Annotated in this window: 22 protein-coding genes and 1 pseudogene; 10 read left to right on the forward strand and 13 right to left on the reverse strand. The window is 73.6% G+C overall.

Annotation, left to right across the window (positions count from 1 at the left end; genetic code table 11):
* Positions 1-11 precede the first annotated feature (11 nt).
* Positions 12-560, reverse strand: a complete 549-nt coding sequence (locus tag AQJ58_RS28395) for a bacterial proteasome activator family protein (RefSeq protein ID WP_067255319.1) — start codon at positions 558-560, stop codon at positions 12-14.
* A 134-nt stretch (positions 561-694) separates the two neighbouring features.
* Between AQJ58_RS28395 and AQJ58_RS28400 the strand changes: the two genes are divergently transcribed.
* Positions 695-1,387, forward strand: a complete 693-nt coding sequence (locus tag AQJ58_RS28400; protein WP_159056350.1) for a hypothetical protein — start codon at positions 695-697, stop codon at positions 1,385-1,387.
* A gap of 7 nt (positions 1,388-1,394) precedes the next feature.
* Here the strand turns inward: AQJ58_RS28400 and AQJ58_RS28405 are convergent, their stop codons facing one another.
* Together AQJ58_RS28405 and AQJ58_RS28410 are read right to left on the reverse strand one after the other, a co-directional pair.
* Positions 1,395-2,375: an NAD(P)H-quinone oxidoreductase gene (locus AQJ58_RS28405; RefSeq protein WP_067255323.1), complete on the reverse strand. Its 981-nt coding sequence runs from the start codon at positions 2,373-2,375 to the stop codon at positions 1,395-1,397.
* 32 nt (positions 2,376-2,407) lie between these two features.
* Positions 2,408-3,040 (reverse strand): annotated as a pseudogene (locus AQJ58_RS28410) (potassium channel family protein); the annotation flags it as partial.
* A gap of 117 nt (positions 3,041-3,157) precedes the next feature.
* Here AQJ58_RS28410 and AQJ58_RS28415 point away from each other — a divergent pair.
* Positions 3,158-4,276: a potassium channel family protein gene (locus AQJ58_RS28415; protein ID WP_067255325.1), complete on the forward strand. Its 1,119-nt coding sequence runs from the start codon at positions 3,158-3,160 to the stop codon at positions 4,274-4,276.
* A gap of 81 nt (positions 4,277-4,357) precedes the next feature.
* Here the strand turns inward: AQJ58_RS28415 and AQJ58_RS28420 are convergent, their stop codons facing one another.
* Genes AQJ58_RS28420 through pdhA form a run of 5 tightly spaced genes read right to left on the reverse strand, consistent with a single transcriptional unit; the run spans position 4,358 to position 10,373 of the window.
* Positions 4,358-5,854: a molybdopterin molybdotransferase MoeA gene (locus AQJ58_RS28420; protein ID WP_234360325.1), complete on the reverse strand. Its 1,497-nt coding sequence runs from the start codon at positions 5,852-5,854 to the stop codon at positions 4,358-4,360.
* Positions 5,851-6,834 (reverse strand): NTP transferase domain-containing protein, encoded by a 984-nt coding sequence (locus AQJ58_RS28425; RefSeq protein ID WP_079079295.1) that lies wholly within the window; start codon positions 6,832-6,834, stop codon positions 5,851-5,853. Before AQJ58_RS28425 ends, AQJ58_RS28420 begins: the two co-directional genes overlap by 4 nt.
* 52 nt (positions 6,835-6,886) lie before the next feature.
* Complete coding sequence (locus AQJ58_RS45505; protein WP_067255327.1) at positions 6,887-8,236, reverse strand: dihydrolipoamide acetyltransferase family protein; 1,350 nt, start codon at positions 8,234-8,236, stop codon at positions 6,887-6,889.
* The gene (locus AQJ58_RS28435) at positions 8,236-9,240 is read right to left on the reverse strand and encodes an alpha-ketoacid dehydrogenase subunit beta (protein WP_067255329.1); all 1,005 of its coding nucleotides are present in this window, start codon (positions 9,238-9,240) and stop codon (positions 8,236-8,238) included. Before AQJ58_RS28435 ends, AQJ58_RS45505 begins: the two co-directional genes overlap by 1 nt.
* Positions 9,237-10,373, reverse strand: a complete 1,137-nt coding sequence (pdhA, locus tag AQJ58_RS28440; protein ID WP_067255331.1) for a pyruvate dehydrogenase (acetyl-transferring) E1 component subunit alpha — start codon at positions 10,371-10,373, stop codon at positions 9,237-9,239. Before pdhA ends, AQJ58_RS28435 begins: the two co-directional genes overlap by 4 nt.
* A gap of 175 nt (positions 10,374-10,548) precedes the next feature.
* On the opposite strand from pdhA, the gene AQJ58_RS28445 reads away from it, so the two are divergent.
* Entirely contained in the window at positions 10,549-11,058 is a 510-nt protein-coding gene (locus tag AQJ58_RS28445; protein ID WP_199844706.1) for an Lrp/AsnC family transcriptional regulator, read from the forward strand.
* Between the two features lie 4 nt (positions 11,059-11,062).
* On the opposite strand, the gene AQJ58_RS28450 is transcribed toward AQJ58_RS28445, so the two are convergent.
* Positions 11,063-11,653, reverse strand: a complete 591-nt coding sequence (locus AQJ58_RS28450) for a TetR/AcrR family transcriptional regulator (RefSeq protein WP_067255334.1) — start codon at positions 11,651-11,653, stop codon at positions 11,063-11,065.
* Positions 11,650-13,176: a 3-hydroxyacyl-CoA dehydrogenase gene (locus tag AQJ58_RS28455; protein ID WP_067255336.1), complete on the reverse strand. Its 1,527-nt coding sequence runs from the start codon at positions 13,174-13,176 to the stop codon at positions 11,650-11,652. The genes AQJ58_RS28450 and AQJ58_RS28455 overlap by 4 nt, the downstream gene beginning before the upstream one ends.
* Before the next feature lie 159 nt (positions 13,177-13,335).
* On the opposite strand from AQJ58_RS28455, the gene paaN reads away from it, so the two are divergent.
* The gene (paaN, locus tag AQJ58_RS28460) at positions 13,336-15,045 is read left to right on the forward strand and encodes a phenylacetic acid degradation protein PaaN (RefSeq protein ID WP_067255338.1); all 1,710 of its coding nucleotides are present in this window, start codon (positions 13,336-13,338) and stop codon (positions 15,043-15,045) included.
* A 19-nt stretch (positions 15,046-15,064) separates the two neighbouring features.
* On the opposite strand, the gene AQJ58_RS28465 is transcribed toward paaN, so the two are convergent.
* From AQJ58_RS28465 to AQJ58_RS28475, 3 genes are read right to left on the reverse strand one after another with little or no spacing between them, the layout of a single operon-like run.
* On the reverse strand, positions 15,065-15,814 hold the full coding sequence (locus AQJ58_RS28465; protein WP_067255339.1) for a TrmH family RNA methyltransferase: 750 nt from the start codon (positions 15,812-15,814) through the stop codon (positions 15,065-15,067).
* A complete protein-coding gene (locus AQJ58_RS28470; protein ID WP_067255341.1) occupies positions 15,811-17,022 on the reverse strand; it encodes an HTTM domain-containing protein in 1,212 nt (403 codons plus the stop codon). The genes AQJ58_RS28465 and AQJ58_RS28470 overlap by 4 nt, the downstream gene beginning before the upstream one ends.
* Positions 17,019-17,816: a DUF5819 family protein gene (locus AQJ58_RS28475; RefSeq protein WP_067255343.1), complete on the reverse strand. Its 798-nt coding sequence runs from the start codon at positions 17,814-17,816 to the stop codon at positions 17,019-17,021. The genes AQJ58_RS28470 and AQJ58_RS28475 overlap by 4 nt, the downstream gene beginning before the upstream one ends.
* 255 nt (positions 17,817-18,071) lie before the next feature.
* On the opposite strand from AQJ58_RS28475, the gene paaA reads away from it, so the two are divergent.
* From paaA to AQJ58_RS28505, 6 genes are all read left to right on the forward strand, one after another.
* Positions 18,072-19,076, forward strand: coding sequence for a 1,2-phenylacetyl-CoA epoxidase subunit PaaA (gene paaA, locus AQJ58_RS28480; protein ID WP_067255345.1), 1,005 nt, complete (start codon positions 18,072-18,074; stop codon positions 19,074-19,076).
* Positions 19,073-19,360, forward strand: a complete 288-nt coding sequence (gene paaB / locus AQJ58_RS28485; RefSeq protein WP_019526615.1) for a 1,2-phenylacetyl-CoA epoxidase subunit PaaB — start codon at positions 19,073-19,075, stop codon at positions 19,358-19,360. Before paaA ends, paaB begins: the two co-directional genes overlap by 4 nt.
* The gene (gene paaC / locus AQJ58_RS28490; RefSeq protein WP_079079296.1) at positions 19,357-20,076 is read left to right on the forward strand and encodes a 1,2-phenylacetyl-CoA epoxidase subunit PaaC; all 720 of its coding nucleotides are present in this window, start codon (positions 19,357-19,359) and stop codon (positions 20,074-20,076) included. Before paaB ends, paaC begins: the two co-directional genes overlap by 4 nt.
* Positions 20,070-20,591 carry a 1,2-phenylacetyl-CoA epoxidase subunit PaaD gene (gene paaD / locus AQJ58_RS28495; RefSeq protein WP_067255347.1) on the forward strand — a complete coding sequence of 174 codons (522 nt, stop codon included), beginning with the start codon at positions 20,070-20,072 and terminating at the stop codon, positions 20,589-20,591. Before paaC ends, paaD begins: the two co-directional genes overlap by 7 nt.
* The gene (locus AQJ58_RS28500; RefSeq protein ID WP_067255349.1) at positions 20,591-21,667 is read left to right on the forward strand and encodes a 2Fe-2S iron-sulfur cluster-binding protein; all 1,077 of its coding nucleotides are present in this window, start codon (positions 20,591-20,593) and stop codon (positions 21,665-21,667) included. The genes paaD and AQJ58_RS28500 overlap by 1 nt, the downstream gene beginning before the upstream one ends.
* A 143-nt stretch (positions 21,668-21,810) precedes the next feature.
* Positions 21,811-22,995: an acyl-CoA dehydrogenase family protein gene (locus AQJ58_RS28505; RefSeq protein WP_067255351.1), complete on the forward strand. Its 1,185-nt coding sequence runs from the start codon at positions 21,811-21,813 to the stop codon at positions 22,993-22,995.
* The last annotated feature ends 18 nt before the right edge of the window (positions 22,996-23,013 follow it).

Genomic DNA, 23,013 nt, shown 5'->3' on the forward strand with positions numbered 1-23,013 from the left:
AAGGGCTGTGCCTAGAGGTACGGCCCGCCCGTGCGGCCGCCCGCGCGGGGGTCGTCGCCCCCCTCGTGACCGCCCACTCCCGGCGGCAGCGCCCGGCGCATCTGCTCCAACTGCGCCCGCGCGGCCATCTGCTGGGCGAACAGCGTGGTCTGGATGCCGTGGAAGAGCCCCTCCAGCCAGCCCACCAGCTGGGCCTGCGCGATCCGCAGTTCCGCGTCGCTGGGGGTGGAGTCCTCGTTGAACGGCAGGGACAGCCGCTCCAGCTCCTCGACGAGCTCCGGCGCCAGACCGTCCTCCAGTTCCTTCACCGAACTGGAGTGGATCTCCTTGAGCCGGGCCCGGCTCGCCTCGTCCAGGGGAGCCGCGCGCACCTCCTCCAGCAACTGCTTGATCATGCTGCCGATCCGCATGACCTTCGCCGGCTGCTCGACCTGCTCCGTCACCGGGATCTCACGGGAGTCCTCGTCGGCGTCGACGCCACCGAGTGCCATTCCGTCCTGGCCCACGACCAGGATCTTCTGGGCGGTCTCCGGCGACCTTTCGTTCCTCGGCATCTCCATGCCGCCATTCTCTCGCACCCCCCCACCTCATCACCGTGGTGCCCCCCATGAAGGAAGATCCACCGTTTTCACGCGACACGCGTTCGGTGGAGTCCGATATGCGGCACTTTGGCGGGAGTGTGAATCTGGGGGGCGTGACTCGATTGCGGCGAGGGTTGTGCGCGGTGGGGGTGCTGGTGCTGCCGTACGGGGCCGTCTCGACGTACGGGGCCGTCTCGACGTACGGGAGCGTCTCGACGTACGGGAGCGTCTCGACGTACGACGGTGACGGCGCGACGCGCGGTCGGCGCGGTGGGGCGGACGGCGAGGGTGCTACGGACGACAGGGGCCCGGCGCATCACCGGGACCCGGCGGCGGCCGCCTCCCCCTCCGCCACCTCCTCCTCCACCTCCTCACCCGAACCCGACCGGGCGGGGAGCCGGGCCGGTGAGGGGCGGGCGCGGCCCGGGCGGCCGGACGAGGACAGGGGCGCGGCACAGGACGAGGACGGCACGGGCCAGGAGGCCGGTGACGGCGAGGACGGGACGGACGGCACCGGGGCCACCAAGCATTCCGGCGACACCGGCTCGGGCGACTCCGAGGGCGCCGGCGACCCGCAGGACCGGAGCGAAGGCGACCCGGACGCCGACGCCGGAGCCGAGTCGCCCCCGGCGGCCGCCGTGGCGCCGGAGGCCTCCGCGCCGCAGGACGGGGCCGGTCCGGCCGCCGCGGCGGGGGAGCGGGCCGACGGCCCCATGCTGCGGATCCTGCCGCTGGGCAGCGGACTGGTCCTCATCGGGCTCGGGCTGGGCCTCGGCCTCGCCGCGTTCCGCCTGCGGCGGTCCTGAGCACGCCCTACGGCACGACCAGCAGCACCTTGCCCACGTGGCCGCTCTCCTCGACGACCCGGTGGGCCGCGGCCGCGTCGCTCATCGGGATCTCCCGGTCGACGACGGGACGGACACGGCCCTCCGCGAGGAGGGGCCACACGTGTTCCCGCACGGCGGCGACGATGGCCGTCTTCTCCGCGAGCGGACGGGCCCGCAGCGAGGTCGCGCTGATCGCGGCGCGCTTGCTCAGCAGCGCCGCGATGTTCAGTTCGGCCTTGATGCCGCCCTGCATGCCGATGATCGCGAGCCGGCCGTTGACGGCGAGGCTCTGGACATTGCGGTCCAGATACTTCGCCCCCATGTTGTCGAGGATCACGTCGGCGCCCGCGCCGCCGGTGGCCGCCTTCAGCTCGGCGACGAAGTCCTGTTCGCGGTAGTCGATGAGGATGTCCGCCCCCAGCTCCGCGCAGCGCTCCAGCTTCTCCTTGGTGCCGGCGGTCACCGCGACCTTGGCGCCGAGGGCCTTGGCCAGCTGGATCGCCATGGTGCCGATGCCGCTGGAGCCGCCGTGCACGAGCAGCGTCTCGCCGGGGCGCAGCTGGGCGACCATGAACACGTTCGACCAGACCGTGCAGGTCACCTCGGGGAGCGCGGCGGCCTGCCGGAGGTCGAGGCCCTCGGGCACGGGCAGCAGCTGCCCGGCCGGGACGGCGACCTTCTCGGCGTATCCGCCGCCCGAGAGCAGCGCGCACACCTCGTCGCCGACGGACCAGCCGGAGACTGAGGGGCCGAGTGCGGCGATCCGGCCGGAGCACTCCAGGCCGGGGTAGCGGGAGGCGCCGGGCGGCGGGTCGTAGAAGCCCTGTCGTTGCAGGATGTCGGCGCGGTTGACGGCGCCGGCCACCACCTCGACCAGGACCTCGCCCTCGGCGGGCACGGGATCGGGGACCTCGTCCCACACCAGCGCCTCGGGACCACCAGGTTCGGGAATCGTGATCGCATGCATGAAGGGGACGCTACCCGGCGCCGCGCGCCCGCTCAGTCGACGCGCACGATCGTGATCAGCCGGTCCGTCAGCTCCAGGACGCCGACGGCGGGATCGTCGTAGGCGAGGACCCGGTGGCCGCGGACGACGCTGACCACGAGGTCGTCCGTCTCCCGCGGACCGCGGCCCGCCTCCGCCTTCGTCACGGTCCGCTCGACGAGGTCCAGCCCGCTGCCCTGCTGTATCAGGTCCTCCATCACCAGACCCGCCGACGGGCTGAGCACGCTGAGCCCCAGCAGCCGTCCGGCCGCCCCCGCGCTGGTGATGACCTCGTCGGCGCCGGACTGCTTCAGCAGCGGAGCGTTCTCCTCCTCGCGCGCCGCGGCCACGATCGTGGCGGCCGGGTTCAACTGGCGGGCCGTCAGCGCCACCAGGACGGCCGTGTCGTCGCGCTGGGTCGCGATGACGATCCGTCCGGCCCGCTGCACCTCCGCCCGCCGCAGGACATCACTGCGGGTGGCGTCCCCGACCACCCCCTCGTAGCCCTCGGCGGTCGCCGCGTCGATCGCCTTCGAGCTGGGGTCGATCACCACGACCTGGTCCTTGCGCAGCCCCGAGGCACAGGCCGTCCGGATCGCGGACCGCCCCTTCGTGCCGAAGCCGACGACGACAATGTGGTCGCGCAAGGGGACCTCCGGTGCGGGACGTACACGGGCCCTGGGACCGTGTTGCTTCGTGACGGGTGGGGACCCGCCGGGAACCATGGTGCCCATCGATCGGATCACGGCCACAGGGGGCACGCGATGAAGGACCAGGAACGACAGCCCACCGGACCGGTGCGGCTCTCTCTCGTCCGGTCCCTCTGGTACCGCTCCCGCCGCGAGGCCCGCGACGACGCCGAGGCGGGGCGCTCCATCACGATGCCGGTGAGCGTCGGCGCGCCCCCGCTCCAGCAGGTGCTGCGCCGCCTCGCCATGGGCCTGCTGGTGCTGGCCCTGACCACCCTGATCGTCTACGCCGACCACGAGGGCTACAACGACAACTCCGACGGGTCCGTGGACTTCCTGGACTCCGCGTACTACGCCACGGTCACCCTCTCCACCACCGGCTACGGCGACATCACCCCGGTGAGCGACACCGCCCGGCTGGTCAACATCCTCGTCATCACCCCGCTGCGCGTGCTGTTCCTGATCATCCTGGTCGGCACCACCCTGGAGGTGCTCACCGAACGCACCCGGCAGCAGGTCCGCATCCACCGCTGGCGGATGCGGACCCGGGACCATGTCGTGGTCGTCGGATACGGCACGAAGGGCCGGCACGCGGTGCAGACGCTCGTCGGGCAGGGCATCGCCAAGGAGCGGATCGTGGTCGTGGACGCCCAGCGCAAGGCCGCCGAGGCGGCCGGCGACGACGGGCTGGTGGCGGTCACCGGGGACGCCACCCGTAGCGAGGTGCTGCGGCGGGCGGAGGTGCCGCACGCCTCCCGGGTGATCGTCGCCCCGCAGCGGGACGACACGGCGGCCCTGGTCACGCTGACGGCCCGCCAGCTCAACCGGCGCGCGACGATCGTGGTGGCGGCCCGGGAGGACGAGAACGTGCCGCTGCTCCGGCAGTCCGGCGCGAACACCGTGGTCACCAGCTCCTCGTCCGCGGGGCGGCTGCTCGGCGTCTCGATGATCAGCCCGACCGTGGCGAAGACCCTGGAGGATCTGATGACCCTCGGCAGCGGGCTGACCCTCGTCGAACGCCCGGTCACCGAAGGCGAGGAAGGGCAGTCGCCGCGCAGCTCCGCGGACCTGGTCGTGGCCGTCGTACGGGGCCGGCAGCTGCTCGACTACGCCGACCCCCGGCTCACCCGGCTCGAGGAGGGGGACCGGGTGATCACGGTCCGGCGGGCGGTTCCGGCGGCCGAACAGGTGTGACGTGGTCCGCCATGCGGGTGTTTCACGTGAAACAGGCGGTTTGTTTCACGTGAAACAGGCGGGGCTGTTCGCGGGGCTGTTTCACGTGAAACAGGCCGCGATCCCGGCTGTCGCCCACGGCAGGTCGAGGAGTTCCGTCCGCTGACCCGCCCGCGCTCCTCCGGGCGGTACGACGGCCAGCGCGTCGGCCGCCGCGACGCCCCGGAGCATCGCCGGGCCGTTGTAGTGCAGCGGGACGACATGATCACCGCGCAGCACCACCGGGACGAGCCGGGTGTCCTGGGGATGCCCCTGCACCTCGTCCCTCACGGGCAGCGCGTACCGCTCCGGGGCGGGCCGGGCGGACAGCGAGCGCAGCAGGGGCTCGGCGAGCGTGAGGAGCCCGGAGACGGCCGCGAGGGGGTTGCCGGGCAGACCGACGAGATGCTGCTCGTCCTTGGTGCGGGCCAGCAGCATCGGGTGCCCGGGGCGCACCTGGACGCCGTCCACGAGGAGTTCGGCGCCGATGCGGCGCAGGACGGGGTGGACATGGTCGACGGGGCCGGAGGCGGTGCCGCCGGTGGTGAGGATCAGATCGGCGGAGGACCTGGTGACGGCTCGGTGCAGGGCCTTCTCGTCGTCGCCGATCCGCCGCACGGCGACGACCTCGGCGCCCAGCGCCCGCAGCCACGGCGGCAGCATCGGGCCGAGCGCGTCCCGGATGAGTCCGTCGTGCGGGCGGCCCTCGGTGAGCAGTTCGTCGCCCAGCACGAGCACCTCGGCCCGGGGTCGGGGTACGACGGACAGGGTGTCGTATCCGGCGGCCGCGGCGAGGCCGAGGACGGCCGGGGTCACCACCGCGCCGGCGGCCAGCAGCTGATCGCCGCTCCGGCACTCCTGCCCGCGGGGGCGGATGTCCTGGCCGTGGCTCATGTCCCGGGTCGGGTGCAGCCGGCCCTGGGCGTCGGTGCGGCCGTGCTCGCTGCGCAGGACCGCCGTGGTGTCCGGGGGGATCCGGGCACCGGTGGCGATCCGGACGGCCTCGCCGTCGGCGAGGGGTTCGGGCGCGGTGCTGCCCGCCAGCACCCCCTCCTTCCGGACCTGCCAGGGGCCGGGGCCCGCCACGGCCCAGCCGTCCATGGCGGAGGTGTCGAAGGAGGGCAGGTCGGTCAGGGCGGTCAACGGGCCGGCCAGGACCAGCCCGAGGGCGTCGCCGAGGGTCACGGAGACGGGGGCGCGGCGCGCGGCGCGGGACCGGGCGGCCCGGGCGGCGATCGCCCGGGCCTCGGGCCAGGCGGTGGCGTGGTGCCGGTCGCCGTGACGGTCGGCCGTAGGGGCCGCGGCCTCGCGAGTGCCGGGACCGTGGGTGGAGGAGGCGCCTTCGGTCCGTGTGCCGCGACGCCCGGGCCCGGAGTCACCGGTCGCCGGGCGGGCGGGGCCCTTGCCGTCGTTCACCAGGGCGAGCACCTCCTCGACGTCGAAGCCCTCGCTGTCGAAACCCTCGGTATCGCGGGTCTCGGTGTCAGAGGCCTGGGCGGGGGAGGCCGGGGCATCGGGGGCCCGGGTGCCCCGGCCCGCGCGCATGCCGTGGCGGGTCATCCGGCGTCCGGTCCCGTGTCGCCGGGCCGGGCGGCGGCGGAGCCCTCGGGGCCCGCGGAGCCCTCGGCGTTCGCCTCCTGCGCCTCCTTCGCCCAGCGCAGCGCCAGGGCGGCGGCCTTACGGGCGGCCTCGGCGACGGCCTCGGGGCCGCCCTGGGCCTGGGCGGCCGCGTAGCCGACCAGGAAGGTGGTCAGCGGCGCGGCGGGCCGGGCGACACCGTGGGCGGCGTCCCGGGCGAGATCGAGGAGCACACCGGTGTCGACCTCCAGGTCGATGCCCAGCTCGTCCTTGACTGCGGAAATCCATTCGTCCAACACGTGGTCATGCTCCCTGATGCGGGCCCGGGCGGTGGCGATGTCGTCCCAGGTGTCGCAGTCGAAGGACGCGACGGGGTCGGGGACGCGGGTGAGGTCGAGTCCGGCGGTCAGCCGGCGCAGGGGCAGCCCCGTGAGGCCGCCGGGGGAGGCGCCGAGCGGTGCCAGTGCGCGGCGCAGGGCGGCGGTCCGGTACACGGCGACGAGCGGCTGGTCGCGGCCGTCGGCGTCGGTGAGCAGCGCGCCCTGCGCGGTGCCGGCGCGCAGGGCGGCCAGCAGTCGCCGTACGGTGCCGGCCGCGAGGAAGGGCAGGTCGGCGGAGAGGACGAGGACCTCGTCGGCCGTGGTCCGGCGCAGTCCGGCGTCGAGCGCGGTCAGGGGACCCCCGCCGGGCGGGTCCTCGCGCGCCCAGCGCACGGGCCGGGCGGTGGGCCGGGGAGCGGCTACCACGACGGTGGTGCGGGCGTCGGCGCAGGCGGCGAGCACCCGGTCCAGCAGCGCCCGGCCGCCCACGCGCACCCCCGGCTTGTCGGCGCCGCCGAGACGCCGGGCGCTGCCGCCCGCGAGCACGACCGCGTCGTACACGCCGCCGTGGGCGTCGTACGCGGCGGCGGCCGGCCCCGGTGGACGGACGGCCGGGGTGCCGGGAGGTTCGAACGAGGTCACCCCCCGAGTATGCGGGCCCCCTCGATCACAGGGAACGCGGTGAGCCGCGTGATCACAGGGTGCGCAGCAGAACCGCCGGCTGTTCCACACAGTCGGCCACGTACCGCAGGAAGCCTCCGGCGGTGCCGCCGTCGCAGACCCGGTGGTCGAAGGTGAGGGAGAGCTGGACCACCTGGCGCACAGCCAGCTCGCCCTCGTGCACCCAGGGCTTGGGCACGATCCGGCCCACTCCCAGCATGGCCGCCTCGGGGTGGTTGATGATCGGCGTGGAGCCGTCGACACCGAACACCCCGTAGTTGTTCAGGGTGAAGGTCCCGCCGGTCAGTTCGGCCGGGGTGAGCCTGCCGTCGCGGGCCACGTCGGTGAGCCGGGCGAACTCCGCGGTGAGCCCCTCGGCGTCCCGGGCGTGGGCGTCACGGACGACGGGGACGACCAGCCCCCGCTCGGTCTGCGCGGCGAAGCCCAGGTGTACGTGGTCGAACCGGACGATCTCCCGCGCCTCGACGTCGACGGTGGAGTTCAGCTCCGGGAACCGGGCCAGGGCGGCGGTGCAGATACGGGCCAGCAGCGCGAGGAGGGAGATCTTCGGGCCGCCGGCGGCGTTCATCGCGGCGCGGGCCCGCATCAGCTCGGTCGCGTCGGCGTCCACCCAGCAGGTCGCGTCGGGGATCTCGCGGCGGCTGCGGGAGAGCTTGTCGGCGACGGCGCCCCGGACGCCCTTGAGGGGGACGCGATGACCGCCGGTGAGGGCGGCGGACGCGGGGGCCGGGCCGGGGGCGGGCGAGGTGTCGGGCGTGGCCGCCGCCGTCCGCAGGGCGTTCTCCACGTCCACGCGCAGGATGAGCCCGTCGGGTCCGGAGCCCGTCAGCTCCCGCAGATCCAGACCTCCCTCGCGGGCCAGGCGCCGCACCAGGGGGGAGATCACGGGGACCGGGCCCCCGGCGACGACCGGACGCCCGGCGACCGGCCCCTCGGGAGCCGTGACCGCGGCGGCGGGGCCCGCGGTGGGCGCGGCCGGGGCGGGGGCAGCGGCGGTCAGCGGCGCGGCGGGCGGGGACTGCGCCGGCCGTACCCGCCTGCGCCGCGCCGGCGCCTGCGAGGTGCCGTACCCCACCAGCACGTTCCCCGAGCCCTCGGCCGGTCCGCCGGAGGCCGGGGCACCGACCGCGACCGTGATCAGCGGGGCGCCGACGGGCAGTTCGGTGCCCTCCTCGCCGTAGCGGGCGGTGACCACCCCGCCGTAGGGGCAGGGCACCTCGACCATCGCCTTGGCCGTCTCGACCTCGACGACGGGCTGGTCCACGGCGACGACGTCGCCGACCTGGACCAGCCAGCGCACGATCTCCGCCTCGGTGAGGCCCTCACCGAGGTCGGGCAGCTTGAACTCCAGTACCTGTGCCATCAGTTCCCGGCCTCCCACTGCAACCGCGCCACGGCGTCGAGGATGCGGTCGACGCCGGGCAGGTGGTGGCGCTCCAGCATCGGCGGCGGATAGGGGATGTCGAAGCCGGCGACCCGGAGCACCGGCGCCTCCAGGTGGTGGAAGCAGCGCTCCGTGACCCGGGCCGCGATCTCGCCGCCCGGGCCGCCGAAGGAGCCCGACTCGTGGACGACGACCGCGCGCCCGGTGCGGCGCACCGCGGCGGCGACGGTCTCGTCGTCGAAGGGCACGAGGGAACGCAGATCGACCACCTCGAGGTCCCAGCCCTCGGCGCGGGCCGCCTCGGCGGCTTCGAGGCAGACGGGGACCGAGGGGCCGTAGGTGATCAGGGTCGCGCTGCTGCCCGCGCGGCGCACCACGGCGCGGCCGATCGGGTCGACCGGCTGCGGGTCCTCGGGGTTCCAGGTGTCCTTGGACCAGTAGAGCCGCTTGGGTTCGAGCACGACGACCGGGTCGTCGGATTCGATGGCGGCGCGCAGCAGTCCGTAGGCGTCGGCGACCGTGGCGGGCGTGACGACGTGGAGCCCCGGGGTCGCCATGTAGTAGGCCTCGGAGGAGTCGCTGTGGTGTTCGACGCCGCCGATGCCGCCGCCGTAGGGGACGCGGATCGTGACCGGCAGCGGCATGCGGCCGCGGGTGCGGTTGCGCATCCGGGCGACATGGCTGATGAGCTGCTCGAACGCCGGGTAGGCGAAGGCGTCGAACTGCATCTCGACGACCGGCCGCAGTCCGTACATGGCCATGCCGACGGCGGTGCCGAGGATGCCGGCCTCGGCGAGCGGGGTGTCGGTGCAGCGGTCCTCGCCGAACTCCTTCGCGAGCCCGTCGGTGACCCGGAAGACACCGCCGAGGGTGCCCACGTCCTCGCCCAGGACGTGCACGGCCGGGTCGGCGGCCATCGCGTCGCGCAGCGCGCGCGTGAGGGCCTGCGCCATGGTGGCGGGCTTGAGGGCGACGGTGGTCATCGGTGGGTGCCTTCCTGCTCCGCCGCGAGTTCGGCCTCCAGCAGGGCGCGCTGTTCGCGCAGCTGGGGGGTGTCCTCGGCGTACACGTGGGCGAAGAGGTCCCGCGGGTCCAGGGCCGGGTCCTGGTTCATCCGGGCGCGCAGGTCGGCGGCCATCGTCTCGGCGGCGTCCCGCGCGCGCTGCCGGGCGTCGTCGTCGAGCAGCCCGCGCGCGGTGAGCTCCTGCTCCAGCAGCCGGATCGGATCGTGCTCGCGCCAGGTCTCGACCTCGGCGTCGCCCCGGTAGCGGGTGGCGTCGTCGGCGTTGGTATGGGCGTCGATGCGGTACGTGACGGCCTCGACGAGAGTGGGGCCGCCGCCCTCGCGCGCCCGGCGCACCGCGTCGGTGAGGACCTCGTGCACGGCGGCGGCGTCGTTGCCGTCGACCAGGCGGCCCGGCATGCCGTAGCCGACGGCCTTGTGGGCGAGGGAGGGGGCGGCGGTCTGCTTGGCGAGCGGTACGGAGATCGCGAAGCCGTTGTTCTGGACGAGGAAGACGACCGGGGCCTGCCAGACGGCGGCGAAGTTCAGCGCCTCGTGGAAGTCTCCCTCGCTGGTGCCGCCGTCGCCGACCATGGCGAGCGCCACCACGTCGTCGCCCTTGAGGCGGGCGGCGTGCGCGAGGCCCACGGCGTGCGGGAGCTGGGTGGCGAGCGGGGTGCTCAGGGGGGCCACGCGGTGCTCGTACGGGTCGTAGCCGGTGTGCCAGTCGCCGCGCAGCAGGGTGAGCGCCTCGACCGGGTCGACGCCGCGGGCGACGACCGCGAGGGTGTCGCGGTAGCTGGGGAACAGCCAGTCGCGGTCGGCCAGGGCGAGCGCGGCGGCCACCTCGCAGGCCTCCTGGCCGGTGGTGGAGGGGTAGACCGCGAGCCGTCCCTGCTTGGTCAGGGCGGTGGCCTGTGTGTTGTAGCGGCGGCCGAACACCAGTTGGGCGTACAGCCGCCGCAGCAGCTCCGGATCGGCCTTCGCGGCCCGCTCGGTGCCGAGGACGCGGTAGGGCTCCGCGTCGGGCAGCAGCGGCGCGGGGTCGGTGCGGGGCTGCCAGGCGGGCGGCGGGGTCGGCCGGTACGCGCCCCGCTGCTCCATGACCGTCATGACGGCACCTCCTCGTGGGAGCGGCTCAGGGAGACGGGTCGGCTTGTGACCCGTCTCCCTACCGATTGTTCGGTCGTCGGCGCATTTTGGCTACAGGCACCCCCAGGCTGTGGACAAACGGTTCTCCACAACCTGTGATGGATGCAGGACGTCCATGGCGGAGAGGCGGGGGGACATGGCACCTGAACAAATGGCCGAGTACCCGGAGAGCGGGGAGAGCGCGCAGGAGCTGCCGCCGGCGCGGCCGCTCGACGCCATCGACCGGGACATCCTGCAGATGCTCCAGGCGGACGGCCGGGCCTCGATACGGTCGGTCGCCGAACGGGTGCACGTCTCGCGGGCCAACGCGTACGCGCGCATCAACCGGCTCGTCGAGGACGGCGTCATCCGGGGGTTCGGCGCCCGGGTCGACCACGAGCGCGCGGGGCAGGGGACAAGCGCGTACATCACCCTGAAGATCGTGCAGAACACCTGGCGCACCGTGCGCGAGCAGCTGCGCCGGCTGCCCGGCGCCTCCCACATCGCCCTCGTCGGGGGCGATTTCGACGTCCTGCTGCTGGTGCACACGCCCGACAACAGGGCCCTGCGCGAGGTGGTGCTGACCCGGCTCCAGGCCATCCCCGAGGTGCTCAGCACCCGCACGCTGCTGGTGTTCGAGGAGGAGGACCTGGAGCCGCAGGGGTAGGGCGTCAGTGCTCGGTGCGCAGACCGGCGAAGACCAGGCGCACCACCGCGTCGGCCACGTCGCCCTCGGCCATCCCCCGGCCGCCGGGCCGGTACCACTCGACGATCGAGTTGATCATCCCGAAGACCAGCCGGGTGGCGAGCCGCACCTCCACGTCCCCGCGCACGTCCCCGTCGGCGGCGGCCGCCTTCAGCAGGTCGGCGACCCGGTGGTCGAAGTCACGCCGCCGCTCCAGGGCCCACCGCTCGGTGTCGGTGTTGCCGCGCACGCGCAGCAGCAGGGTGACGTACGGCAGTTCGCCGATGAGGACCTCGACCATGCGCCGTACGACGTACTCCAGGCGCTCCACCGAGCGCCCCACGCGCGCGTGCTCCTCGTCGAGGATCTGGAACAGGCCGTCCAGGGCACGGCTGACGGCCCGGCGCAGCAGTTCCTCCTTGCCGGACACATGGTGGTAGATCGACGACTTGGAGATGCCCGCCGCCCGGGAGAGGTGCTCCATGGACGTGCCGTCGTAGCCGCGTTCGTTGAAGACCTGGACGGCGACGGAGAGCAGGGTCTCCGGGGTGTACGTGTCGCGCTTGGCGGTGGTCATGAGGCGCCGCCCTCCCGCTTCTCGGTGGCGAAGGAGTGCCGGTACAGGGCGAGGGACGGCGCGTAGCGGCCCGAGGGGTCGCGGTCGTGCAGGTCGTCCAGGAGGGAGAAGGCCCACATGCGGCCGAGGCGCCGGCTCCACTCGAACGGGCCGAGGGGGTAGTTCACCCCGAGCCGCATCGCGGTGTCGATGTCCTCCTCGGTGGCGACGCCCTTGGCGACGGCGTCGTGCGCGAGGTCGACGATCCGGGCGACCGTGCGCGCGACGATCATTCCGGGGACGTCGCCGATGACGCTGACGTCCTTGCCGAGCGCCTGGAACAGGCCGATCGCCTCGGACAGGGTCTGCTGCGAGGTGTCCTGGGAGGCGGACAGGGCGATCCGGGTGGCCTTGCGGTAGTCGAGGGCGAGGTCGAAGTAGACGACGTCGCGGAACTCCACGGAGGTCTGCCCGTCGGCGAGGGCGAGCTGGCCGCCGGAGGGAAGCACCAGCCGGGTGCCGTGGTCCTCCTCGTCCTCACGGACCTGGATGCCCGCCTCGCGGATCAGCGCGAGGACCTCGGAGGCGGGGCCCAGGTCGCCCTCGGCGAGGACGTAGGCGGGCGCCTGGTGCTTCTCCGCGGTGTGCGGCTCGGCGCCCTGCGCCCCGGCGCCGTCGTCGCGGTAGTCGAACCAGCCGTGGCCGGTCTTGCGGCCGAGGCGGCCGGACTCGACGAGGCGGCGCTGGGCGAGCGAGGGCGTGAAGCGCACGTCCTGGAAGAAGGACTGCCACACCGAGTGCGTGACGGACTCGTTGACGTCCTGCCCGATCAGGTCGGTCAGCTCGAAGGCGCCCATCCGGAACCCGCCGGACTCCCGCAGCACCGCGTCGATGGTCGCCGGGTCGGCGCCCTGCGCCTCGTAGACCGCGAACGCCTCGGCGTAGAACGGGCGCGCGATGCGGTTGACGATGAAGCCCGGCGTGTCGGCGCAGGCGACCGGGGTCTTGCCCCAGGAGCGGGCGGTCTCGTACGCGCGCGTGGCCGACGTGACGTCGGTGGCGTACCCGGAGACGACCTCGACCAGCGGCAGCAGCGGCGCCGGGTTGAAGAAGTGCAGGCCCACGAACCGGCCCGGGTTGCGCAGGGCGCCGCCGATGGCCGTCACCGACAGGGACGACGTGTTGGTGGCGAGCAGGCAGTCCTCGCCGACCACGTCCTCCACGCTGCGCAGGAGCTCCTGCTTGACCTCCAGGCGCTCCAGGACGGCCTCGACGACCAGCCCGCAGTCGGCGAGGTCGGCGAGGCTCTCCGCGGCCGTCAGACGGGCGCGGGCGGAGTCCCGGTCGGAGGCGGCCAGTCGGTTCTTCGACACGAGCCGGTCGAGGCGGGCGCCGATCGCGGCGGCCGCCTCGCGGGCCCGGCCGGGGACCGCGTCGAACAGTCGTACGGGGTGGCCCGCCACCAACGCGACCTGGGCGATGCCCTGGCCCATGGTGCCGGTGCCGACGACGGCCACGGGGCTGCTGAGGTCGAGTGCTGTCATGTGCGCGATCCTCCCGCACGGGGTTTTCCACAGATGCGGCAGGCCCCCTTGTCCCGACCGATCGTTCGGTTACTCTAGCCCTGACTGGCTGTTCCCGCCCAGGTTTCCGCCAGCTCACGAGCTCGACGGAGAGTTCTCAAGACGAGGAGTTGGTCCCGCATGGCCGCCGCCGAACCGACCGCGCACGATCTGATCGCCCAGCACCGGCCCACCCTCGACCAGGCCCTGGAAGCGATCCGCACCCGCGCGTACTGGTCCCCCCACCCGGAGCACCCGAAGGCCTACGGCGAGCACGGCAGCCTGGACGCGGCGGCCGGCAAGGCCGCCTTCGACGCCGTCCTGAACACCCGGCTCGACCTCGGCCAGCCCGGCACCGACGACTGGGTGGGCGAGGAGACGTCCCCCTACGGCATCGCCCTGGGCGTGACCTATCCGCACGCCGACCCGGACGTGCTGCTGCCCGCCATGACGGCCGGTCAGCGCGCCTGGCGCGAGGCGGGCGCGGAGGTCCGCGCGGTGGTCTGCCTGGAGATCCTCAAGCGGATCGCCGACCGGACGCACGAGTTCGCCCACGCCGTCATGCACACCTCCGGCCAGGCGTTCATGATGGCCTTCCAGGCGGGCGGCCCGCACGCGCAGGACCGCGGCCTGGAGGCCGTGGCGTACGCGTACGCCGAACAGGTCCGCACGCCCGGCACCGCGGAGTGGAGCAAGCCGCAGGGCAAGCGCGACCCGCTCGCGATGACCAAGACCTTCACCCCCGTCCCGCGCGGCATCGCGCTGCTGATCGGCTGCAACACCTTCCCCACGTGGAACGGCTACCCGGGCCTGTTCGCCTCCCTGGCCACCGGCAACGCGGTCCTGGTCAAGCCCCACCCGCGCGCGGTGCTGCCGCTCGCGCTGACCGTGGCCGTGGCCCGCGAGGTGCTCGCCGCGGCGGGCTTCGACGCGAACCTCGTCGCGCTGGCCGCCGAGCGGCCGGGCGAGGGCATCGCCAAGACCCTCGCGACCCGCCCCGAGATCAAGATCATCGACTACACGGGCTCGACCTCCTTCGGCGACTGGCTGGAGGCCAACGCCCGGCAGGCGCAGGTCTACACCGAGAAGGCCGGCGTCAACACGGTCGTCGTGGAGTCCACCGCCGACTACAAGGGCATGCTCGCGAACCTGGCGTTCTCGCTGTCCCTGTACAGCGGCCAGATGTGCACCACCCCGCAGAACCTGCTGATCCCGCGGGACGGCATCAGCACCGACGAGGGCCAGAAGACCTACGACGAGGTGGTCGCCGACCTCGCCCGTTCCGTCGACGGTCTGCTGGGCGACGACGCGCGCGCGAACGCGCTGCTCGGCGCCATCGTCAACCCGGACGTCAAGGCCCGGCTGGAGGCCGCCGCCGGCCTCGGCGAGGTCGCCCTCGCCTCCCGCGAGGTGGGCAACCCGGAGTTCCCGGACGCGATCGTGCGCACGCCGGTGATCGTGAAGCTGGACGGGGCGCGCAAGTACTGGGACGGCGCGGACGACGAGGCGGCCTACATGGGCGAGTGCTTCGGGCCGGTCTCCTTCGCCGTCGCCGTCGACTCCGCGGCGGACGCATTGGCTCTGCTGCGGCGGACGGTGCGGGAGAAGGGCGCGATGACGGTCGGGGCCTACACGACCGACCCGCAGTTCGAGCGGGACGTCGAGGAGGTCTGCCTGGCGGAGGCCGCGCAGCTGTCGCTCAACCTCACCGGCGGGGTGTACGTCAACCAGACGGCCGCGTTCTCCGACTTCCACGGCTCCGGGGGCAACCCGGCGGCCAACTCCGCCCTGTGCGACGGGGCGTTCGTGGCGAACCGGTTCCGGGTCGTCGAAGTGCGCAGGGACGCCTGAGAGTCCGTGCCGGCGCCCCTCACGGGGCGCCGGTCGAGCCGCTGCTCCAGTGGTACAGCGCCATCGCCACGCTCGTCGCCAGGTTGTAGCTGGAGACCTGGGGGCGCATCGGCAGGGACAGCAGGTGGTCGGCACGGGCGCGCAGCGCGCCGGACAGGCCGGTGCGTTCCGAGCCGAAGGCCAGCAGGGCGTCGTCGGGGAGCTCGACGCCCCGCAGGTCCTCGCCCTCGGGATCGAGCGCGAACAGCGGGCCGGCGGGCAGTTCCGGCACGGGCAGCCGCTCCACCGCGGTCGCGAAGTGCAGTCCCGCCCCGCCGCGCACCACGGTCGGGTGCCAGGGGTCGAGCGTGCCGGTGGTGACCACCCCGGTCGCCCCGAAACCGGCGGCCAGCCGGATCGTCGCCCCCGCGTTGCCCAGGTTGCGCGGGTTGTCGAGGACCACGACGGGCGCGGTGCGCGGCAGCCGCGCGAGCCTCGCCAGCTGCGCCTCACGGGCGGGCCGTACGGCCAGGGCGGCCACGGCCGTGGGATGCGGGCGCGGCACCAGCGCGGCGTACGTCGTCGCCGGGACCTCCGTCAGCAGCGCGTCCAGGGTGTCCCGTACATCCGGGGCGAGCTCGTCGGCCAGGGCGAGCGCCGCCGGCCGGTCCGCGGTGACCGCGACCGGCACCTGCGCCTCGAAGCGCACGGCGTGCTTGAGGGCGTGGAAGCCGTCCAGCAGGACGTGCGAGGGGGCGAGGCGGTGCCAGGTGCTGACGGGGTCGGTCATGTGGGGGAGCCTACGTGGGGGGCCTCGGACGTCTCCGGGGCGCGCTGGTGCGGCACCGGGGCGCGGCCGTGGCGCGAGAACACCAGCTCCCGCGCGCGCAGCGCCCAGGCGCCGAGCCGGTGCAGGAAGGGCGTCGGCAGGAAGACCGCGTCCGCCGCGATCATCGCCAGCGAGAAGAACGGCAGGCCGAGGACCACGGCGATCGCGGCGTGCTCGGTCATCATCACCGCGAGCAGCACGTTCTTCACCCGGCGGTTGAACAGCGTGAACGGGAAGGCGACCTGGGCGGCGACCGTGCCGTACGTCACCAGCATCACCATCGTGCCGCTGCTCGACAGCAGGCCGCCGAGGGCGGGCCAGGGCGAGAAGTAGTCCAGGTGCAGGGGGTAGTAGACGGCGGTGCCGTCCTGCCAGCGCGAGCCCTGGATCTTGTACCAGCCGGCCGTCGCGTAGATCAGACAGGCCTCGGCCATGATCACGACCAGGGCGCCGTTGTGCAGGATGTTGCCGATCACGTCGAGCAGGATCCGGGGCTCCGCCGACCCGGTGCGGCGCCCGACGAGCCACCACAGCGCCTGCCCGGCCCAGGCCGCCCACAGGAGCGCGGGAATCGTCCACTGGCTGTGGAAGCCGCCCGTCGCCGTCACGGTGCTCAGCACGGCTCCGAGCACGAGCCACAGGGCGGGCCCGACCCGGTCGGTGACCCGCTCGCCCCGCGCGCGTGCCGCCTCGGTGCGGCGCGCCCGGCGGGAGTCCAGGGACCACACCCGGCCGCAGCGGGTGAACACCAGGTAGATCGACATCAGATGCAGGACGTTGTCGCCGCCGTCGCCCATGAAGACGCTGCGGTTCTGCAGCGAGAGCACGCCGACCATGAACAGCACCGACATCGTGCGGGTGCGCCAGCCCACCAGGAGCAGGGCGGCCGCGAGGACGGCGCCCGCGTACACGAGCTCGAACCAGACCCGTCCGTCCGACCACATCAGCGCCGTGAAGGCGCCGTTGCTGTCGATCAGCTGCCGGGCCAGGATCCAGCTCCAGGGGCCGTCGGGGCCGTAGAGCTCGGCGCGGTGGGGCAGCTCGCGCAGCAGGAACAGCAGCCAGGTCGCGCTGAAGCCGATCCGGATCACGGCGCTCTGGTAGGGGCCGTGCGCGGACCCGGTCACGCGCGCGATGGCGGAGGACACCGTCAGGGTGAAGCGGTTCACGAGACACCGTCCCGGTCCTCGGCGGCCGGCACCGTCCACCAGGGCAGCACCCGGTACGCCGGTGTCGTCGACACCTTCTCCGTGCTCCACTTCGGCGGGGTCACGTTGACGGTCCGGGAGCGGACCTGGATGCGCTCCAGCGCGCCGTCCGCGCCGAGGGCTCCGCCCCGCTCCAGGCGCAGCTCGACGATCCGGCGCAGATAGGTCTCGGAGAGGTCGCCGCGCAGTCCGACGGGGCGGTTGTCGGAGCCGTGGGTGGCGGTGAAGAAGTCCCAGGCGCGGCGCAGTTCGTTCTGCTGGGTGTGGCTCGGCACGATGTTGCGGTCGATGTCGCGGCCGTCCTGTGCGGACAGGTCGTACCAGCCGGTGGTGCGCGAGCGGCCTTCGGCGGTGCGGATCTCGGCGCGGACCTGGACCGCGATGTTCTGCTGGAGCGGGTTCGGCGCGAACAGTTTCCAGTTCTGCTCGAACTCCGGGTAGACCCAGTTGTCTATCGCCTCGCCGTGCGCCTTCGTCACCGTGTTCGATGGCGCGACGTGCAGGAACACCATGCCCAGGTGCACGCAGACGGCGGCGGCGACGACGGCGAGTGCGAGCGCGGCGCCTATCTGGTAGCGGGGTGAGAGGGCGGCCACACCGGTGCGGGGCTCGGGGGAGGCAGGGTCGTCCTGGGGCGGGTCCGCGGGGGGCGGGGCGCCGAGGGACGGGGCGGCCGCCGACGGAGTCCCGGCCTCCGGTTCCTCCGTCGCGCCCGGGCCCCGTGCGGCGTCGGGCCCTTTGTCGTACGCGTCCATTCCGCCCCGTTCCCCGATCCCGGTCGACTTGCCGTGCCTGCTGCGTCGCGCAATCGCGAACGGTACTCAGCCCCACCCGCTCGGCGCAGCCCCTCCCCGCCCGCAGGTTATCCACAGCGGTTGACACCTTACGACGGCCGCCCCACCATGGAATGGCGCAGACCGAACGATCGGTCGGGAGCGCCCCGGGCGGACGACCCGGCCGGCAGCCGGACGACAGCCGGGAAGACAGACGGGAAGACAGAGGGGGACCCCATGGCGACAGCTACCGCGCCCCGCACGGCCGACGACGAGGCGTACCAGCACACCTTCGACGCCGCCGTCGCCGCCGACGAACGCATCGAGCCCCGCGACTGGATGCCCGACGCCTACCGCGCGACGCTGGTGCGGCAGATCGCCCAGCACGCCCACTCCGAGATCATCGGCATGCAGCCCGAGGCCAACTGGATCACACGCGCGCCCTCCCTGCGCCGCAAGGCCATCCTGATGGCCAAGGTCCAGGACGAGGCCGGTCACGGGCTCTACCTCTACAGCGCCGCCGAAACGCTCGGCGTCGGCCGCGACGAGCTCCTCGACAAGCTGCACTCCGGCCGGCAGAAGTACTCCTCGATCTTCAACTACCCCACGCTGACCTGGGCGGACGTCGGCGCGATCGGCTGGCTCGTGGACGGCGCCGCGATCACCAACCAGGTCCCCCTGTGCCGCTGCTCCTACGGGCCGTACGCCCGCGCGATGGTCCGCATCTGCAAGGAGGAGTCCTTCCACCAGCGCCAGGGGTACGAACTGCTGCTGGCCCTCAGCCGGGGCACCCCCGCGCAGCACGCGATGGCGCAGGACGCGGTGGACCGCTGGTGGTGGCCCTCGCTGATGATGTTCGGCCCGCCCGACGACGAGTCCGCGCACTCCGCGCAGTCCACCGCCTGGAAGATCAAGCGGCACTCCAACGACGAGCTGCGCCAGCGCTTCGTCGACATCTGCGTCCCGCAGGCGGAGTCCCTCGGCCTCACCCTGCCCGACCCGGACCTCCGGTGGAACGAGCAGCGCGGGCACCACGACTTCGGCCCGATCGACTGGACGGAGTTCAAGGAGGTCATCAAGGGCAACGGCCCCTGCAACGAACAGCGGATCACCCAGCGCAGGCAGGCCCATGACGAGGGCGCCTGGGTCAGGGAGGCCGCCGCCGCCCACGCCGCCCGGCACAGCGGCGCGGCGTCCGCGCACACCGGCGGAAGGACAGAGAAGGAAGAGGGACGGGCATGACGCACACCGACTGGCCGCTGTGGGAGGTCTTCGTGCGCTCCCGGCGCGGTCTCTCCCACACCCACGCCGGCAGCCTGCACGCGCCGGACGCGGAGTTCGCCCTGCGCAACGCCCGCGATCTGTACACCCGCCGCGGCGAGGGCGTCTCCATCTGGGTCGTGCCGTCCTCGGCCGTCACCGCCTCCTCGCCGGACGAGAAGGACCCGTTCTTCGAACCGTCCGCCGACAAGCCCTACCGGCACCCCACCTTCTACGAGATCCCGGAAGGGGTGCAGCACCTGTGACCGCGACCGTCCCGGTGACCGCCGCCCTCGCCCTCGGCGACGACGCCCTGGTGCTCTCCCACCGCCTCGGCGAGTGGATGGGCCACGCGCCCGTACTGGAGGAGGAGGTCGCCCTCGCCAACATCGCCCTCGATCTGCTCGGCCAGGCCCGCGTCCTGCTGTCGATGGCCGGTGACGAGGACGAACTCGCCTACCTGCGGGAGGAGCGCGCCTTCCGCAACCTCCAGCTCGTCGAGCAGCCGAACGGCGACTTCGCCCACACCATCGCCCGCCAGCTGTACTTCTCGACGTACCAGCACCTGCTGTACGCCGAACTGGCCTCCGGTGACAGCCCGTTCGCCCCTCTCGCCGCCAAGGCCGTCAAGGAGACCGCCTACCACCGCGACCACGCCGAGCAGTGGACCCTGCGGCTCGGCGACGGCACCGACCTCAGCCATGAGCGGATGCGCACGGCGTGCACCGCGCTGTGGCGGTTCACCGGCGAGATGTTCCAGCCCGTGGAGGGCCTCGGCACGGACCCCGCGGCGCTGCGCGGGAACTGGCTGGAGGCGGTCGGCGCGGTCCTGCGGCGGGCCGGCCTCACCGTCCCCGAGGGAGCGCAGTCCGGCGCCTGGACCGCCGGCGCGGGTCGACAGGGGCTGCACACCGAGCCGTTCGGCCGGATGCTCGCCGAGATGCAGCACCTGCACCGCAGCCACCCGGGGGCGTCATGGTGACAGCCACCGCCCTGGAGACGGAGCTGCTCGCACTGGCCGGTTCGGTACCGGACCCGGAGCTGCCGGTGCTGACGCTGAGCGAGCTGGGCGTGGTGCGCGGGGTGCGGGTCCAGGACGCCGGCGCGGTCGAGGTCGAGCTGACCCCGACGTACACCGGCTGCCCGGCGATCGAGGCGATGGCCGCGGACATCCGCCGTGCGCTGCATGAGCGCGGCGTCCAGGACGTCACCGTGCGCACCGTGCTGGCCCCGGCCTGGTCGACCGACGACATCACCGACGAAGGCCGCCGGAAGCTGCGGGAGTTCGGCATAGCGCCGCCCCGGACCACCCGGGAGAGCGGGCCGGTCGCGCTCGCCCTGGGCCCCACCAGGACACGCGACGAGGACCCGGTGCGCTGCCCGCACTGCGGCTCCGCCGACACCGAGCTGCTCAGCCGGTTCTCCTCCACCGCCTGCAAGGCGCTGCGCCGCTGTCTGGCCTGCCGTGAACCCTTCGACCACTTCAAGGAGCTGTGATGGCCCGAGCCGTGACGGCCCGTTTCCATCCGCTCCAGGTGGCGGCGGTGGACCGGCTCACCGACGACTCCGTCGCCCTCACCCTCGCCGTCCCCGAGGCCCTGCGCGAGGAGTACCGGCACGCGGCCGGCCAGCATCTCGCGCTGCGGCGCACGGCCGACGGCACCGAGATCCGGCGGACCTACTCGATCTGCTCGGCCGCACCCGACCCGGCCGGCGAGGGACCGCGCACCCTGCGGGTGGGCGTGCGCCTCGTGGAGGGCGGCGCCTTCTCGACGTACGCGCTGAAGGAGGTCGGCGTCGGTGACGAGCTGGAGGTGATGACCCCGGCGGGCCGGTTCACGCTCGACCCGGCACCCGGGCTGTACGCGGCGATCGTCGGCGGCAGCGGCATCACCCCCGTGCTGTCGATCGTCTCGACCCTGCTGGCGCGGGAACCGGAGGCCCGGTTCTGTCTGATCCGCGGCGACCGTACGGCCGCGTCGACGATGTTCCTGGAGGAGGTCGCCGACCTCAAGGACCGCTTTCCCGACCGGCTCCAGCTGGTCACCGTGCTCTCGCGGGAGGAACAGCAGGCGGGGCTGCCGTCCGGTCGGCTGGACCGGGAGCGGCTGACCGGCCTGCTGCCGGCGCTGCTGCCGGTGACGGAGGTGGCGGGCTGGTTCCTGTGCGGGCCGTTCGGCCTGGTGCAGGGTGCCGAGCGCACCCTGCGCGATCTGGGGGTGGCCCGCTCCCGGATCCACGAGGAGATCTTCCACGTGGACGAGGCGGCGCCCCCCGCCCGCGCGTCGGCGCCCGCGCACGCCACGGTCACGGCCCGGCTCGACGGCCGGGGCGGCAGCTGGCCCGTGCGGGACGGGGAGTCGGTGCTGGACACCGTGCTGCGCAACCGGCCCGACGCGCCCTATGCCTGCAAGGGCGGGGTGTGCGGGACCTGCCGGGCCTTCCTGGTCTCCGGAGAGGTGCGCATGGACCGCAACTTCGCGCTGGAGCCGGAGGAGACGGAGGCCGGGTACGTGCTGGCCTGCCAGTCGCATCCCGTGACGGAGGCGGTGGAGGTGGACTTCGACCGGTGAGGTGGGGCCCGGCGCCCAGTCGCCACGCCTTCGCCGCAGACGTTCCCTTCTCCTAGAACCTGTTCTATCTTGACGGACCGTCAGATCCGGGCGCAGCCATCGGAGTTCCGCCGGATCAGCCGACCCCTCGGAGAGGACAGGCCGTGGACTTCACCTTCAGCGAGGAGCAGCAGGCGGCGGCCGAGGCGGCCCGCGGGGTCTTCGCCGGGGTAGCGCCCGACGCCGTACCGAGCCCCGCGCTCACCCAGGGCCGCCCGGTGGCCGACGGCTTCGACCGGGCCCTGTGGGACAGGCTCGCCTCGGCGGACCTGCTGAGCCTGCTGCTCGACGAGGAGTACGGCGGGGCAGGACTGGACGCCGTGGCGCTGTGCCTGGTGCTGCGGGAGGCCGGGAAGGTGCTGGCGCGGGTACCGCTGCTGGAGTGCACCGCGGCAGCCGCGGCCGTACAGGCTTACGGCGGGCCCGAGTTGCGGGACGAACTGCTCGCCTCGGCCGGACGGGGCGGGACCGTCCTGACGGTCGCCTCCCACGGCCGTACCGGCCACGACGCGGCCGAACTCGCGGTGACCGCCCGGCGGGCCGGCGACGGCGGCGGCGACGGCCGGGACGGCGACGCGTGGATCCTCGACGGGGTGCAGACGGCGGTGCCCTGGGCACATGACGCCGACTACGTCCTCGTACCGGCGCGCACCGGAGACGACCACGACGTCCGCGACGTCCGCGACGTCATCGCCGTGGTCGCGCGGGAGCAGGAGGGGGTCGTCCTCGCCGAGCAGATCTCCACCACCGGCGAGCGGCTCGGCGAACTCCGGCTGGAGTCGGCGCGCGTCCCGGCCCGGTACGTCCTCACCGCCGAGGGCGCCGGGGAGTGGCTGCGGCAGCTGCTCGCCACCGGAACCTGTGCGCTGGCTCTCGGTCTGGGCGACCGGGTCCTGCGGATGACCGCTGACTACGCGAGCAAGCGCGAGCAGTTCGGGCACCCGATCGCCACCTTCCAGGCGGTCGCCGTGCAGGCCGCCGACCGCTACACCGATCTGCGCGCCATGGAGGTCACCCTGTGGCAGGCCGCCTGGCGGATCGCCTCCGGGGCGCCGGGCGCGCTGCCCGCCTCCGGCGATGTCGCCGTGGCCAAGATCTGGGCGGCGGAAGGGGTGCGGCGGATCGTCCAGACGGCACAGCATCTGCACGGCGGGTTCGGTGCCGACGTGGACTACCCCCTGCACCGCTACCACGCCTGGGCGAAGCATCTGGAGCTGTCGCTCGGCCCGGCGGCGGCGCACGAGGAGGCCCTGGGCGACCTGCTGGCCGCCCACCCGCTCGTCGGCTGAAGACGTCGGCTGACCGTC

The sequence above is a fragment of the Streptomyces sp. DSM 15324 genome (assembly GCF_001514285.1).
Taxonomy (GTDB): Bacteria; Actinomycetota; Actinomycetes; order Streptomycetales; family Streptomycetaceae; genus Streptomyces.

Coding starts and splice junctions, on each gene's coding strand:
- AQJ58_RS28395 (WP_067255319.1), bottom strand. CDS start 560: ATGGAGATGCCGAGGAACGAAAGGTCGCCGGAGACCGCCCAGAAGATC.
- AQJ58_RS28465 (WP_067255339.1), bottom strand. CDS start 15,814: ATGACCGACCCCGTCAGCACCTGGCACCGCCTCGCCCCCTCGCACGTC.
- AQJ58_RS28450 (WP_067255334.1), bottom strand. CDS start 11,653: ATGACCACCGCCAAGCGCGACACGTACACCCCGGAGACCCTGCTCTCC.
- paaD (WP_067255347.1), top strand. CDS start 20,070: ATGGTGACAGCCACCGCCCTGGAGACGGAGCTGCTCGCACTGGCCGGT.
- AQJ58_RS28455 (WP_067255336.1), bottom strand. CDS start 13,176: ATGACAGCACTCGACCTCAGCAGCCCCGTGGCCGTCGTCGGCACCGGC.
- AQJ58_RS28475 (WP_067255343.1), bottom strand. CDS start 17,816: ATGGACGCGTACGACAAAGGGCCCGACGCCGCACGGGGCCCGGGCGCG.
- AQJ58_RS28405 (WP_067255323.1), bottom strand. CDS start 2,375: ATGCATGCGATCACGATTCCCGAACCTGGTGGTCCCGAGGCGCTGGTG.
- paaB (WP_019526615.1), top strand. CDS start 19,073: ATGACGCACACCGACTGGCCGCTGTGGGAGGTCTTCGTGCGCTCCCGG.
- AQJ58_RS28435 (WP_067255329.1), bottom strand. CDS start 9,240: ATGACCACCGTCGCCCTCAAGCCCGCCACCATGGCGCAGGCCCTCACG.
- pdhA (WP_067255331.1), bottom strand. CDS start 10,373: ATGACGGTCATGGAGCAGCGGGGCGCGTACCGGCCGACCCCGCCGCCC.
- AQJ58_RS28420 (WP_234360325.1), bottom strand. CDS start 5,854: ATGACCCGCCACGGCATGCGCGCGGGCCGGGGCACCCGGGCCCCCGAT.
- AQJ58_RS45505 (WP_067255327.1), bottom strand. CDS start 8,236: ATGGCACAGGTACTGGAGTTCAAGCTGCCCGACCTCGGTGAGGGCCTC.
- AQJ58_RS28445 (WP_199844706.1), top strand. CDS start 10,549: ATGGCACCTGAACAAATGGCCGAGTACCCGGAGAGCGGGGAGAGCGCG.
- AQJ58_RS28500 (WP_067255349.1), top strand. CDS start 20,591: ATGGCCCGAGCCGTGACGGCCCGTTTCCATCCGCTCCAGGTGGCGGCG.
- paaN (WP_067255338.1), top strand. CDS start 13,336: ATGGCCGCCGCCGAACCGACCGCGCACGATCTGATCGCCCAGCACCGG.
- paaA (WP_067255345.1), top strand. CDS start 18,072: ATGGCGACAGCTACCGCGCCCCGCACGGCCGACGACGAGGCGTACCAG.
- AQJ58_RS28415 (WP_067255325.1), top strand. CDS start 3,158: ATGAAGGACCAGGAACGACAGCCCACCGGACCGGTGCGGCTCTCTCTC.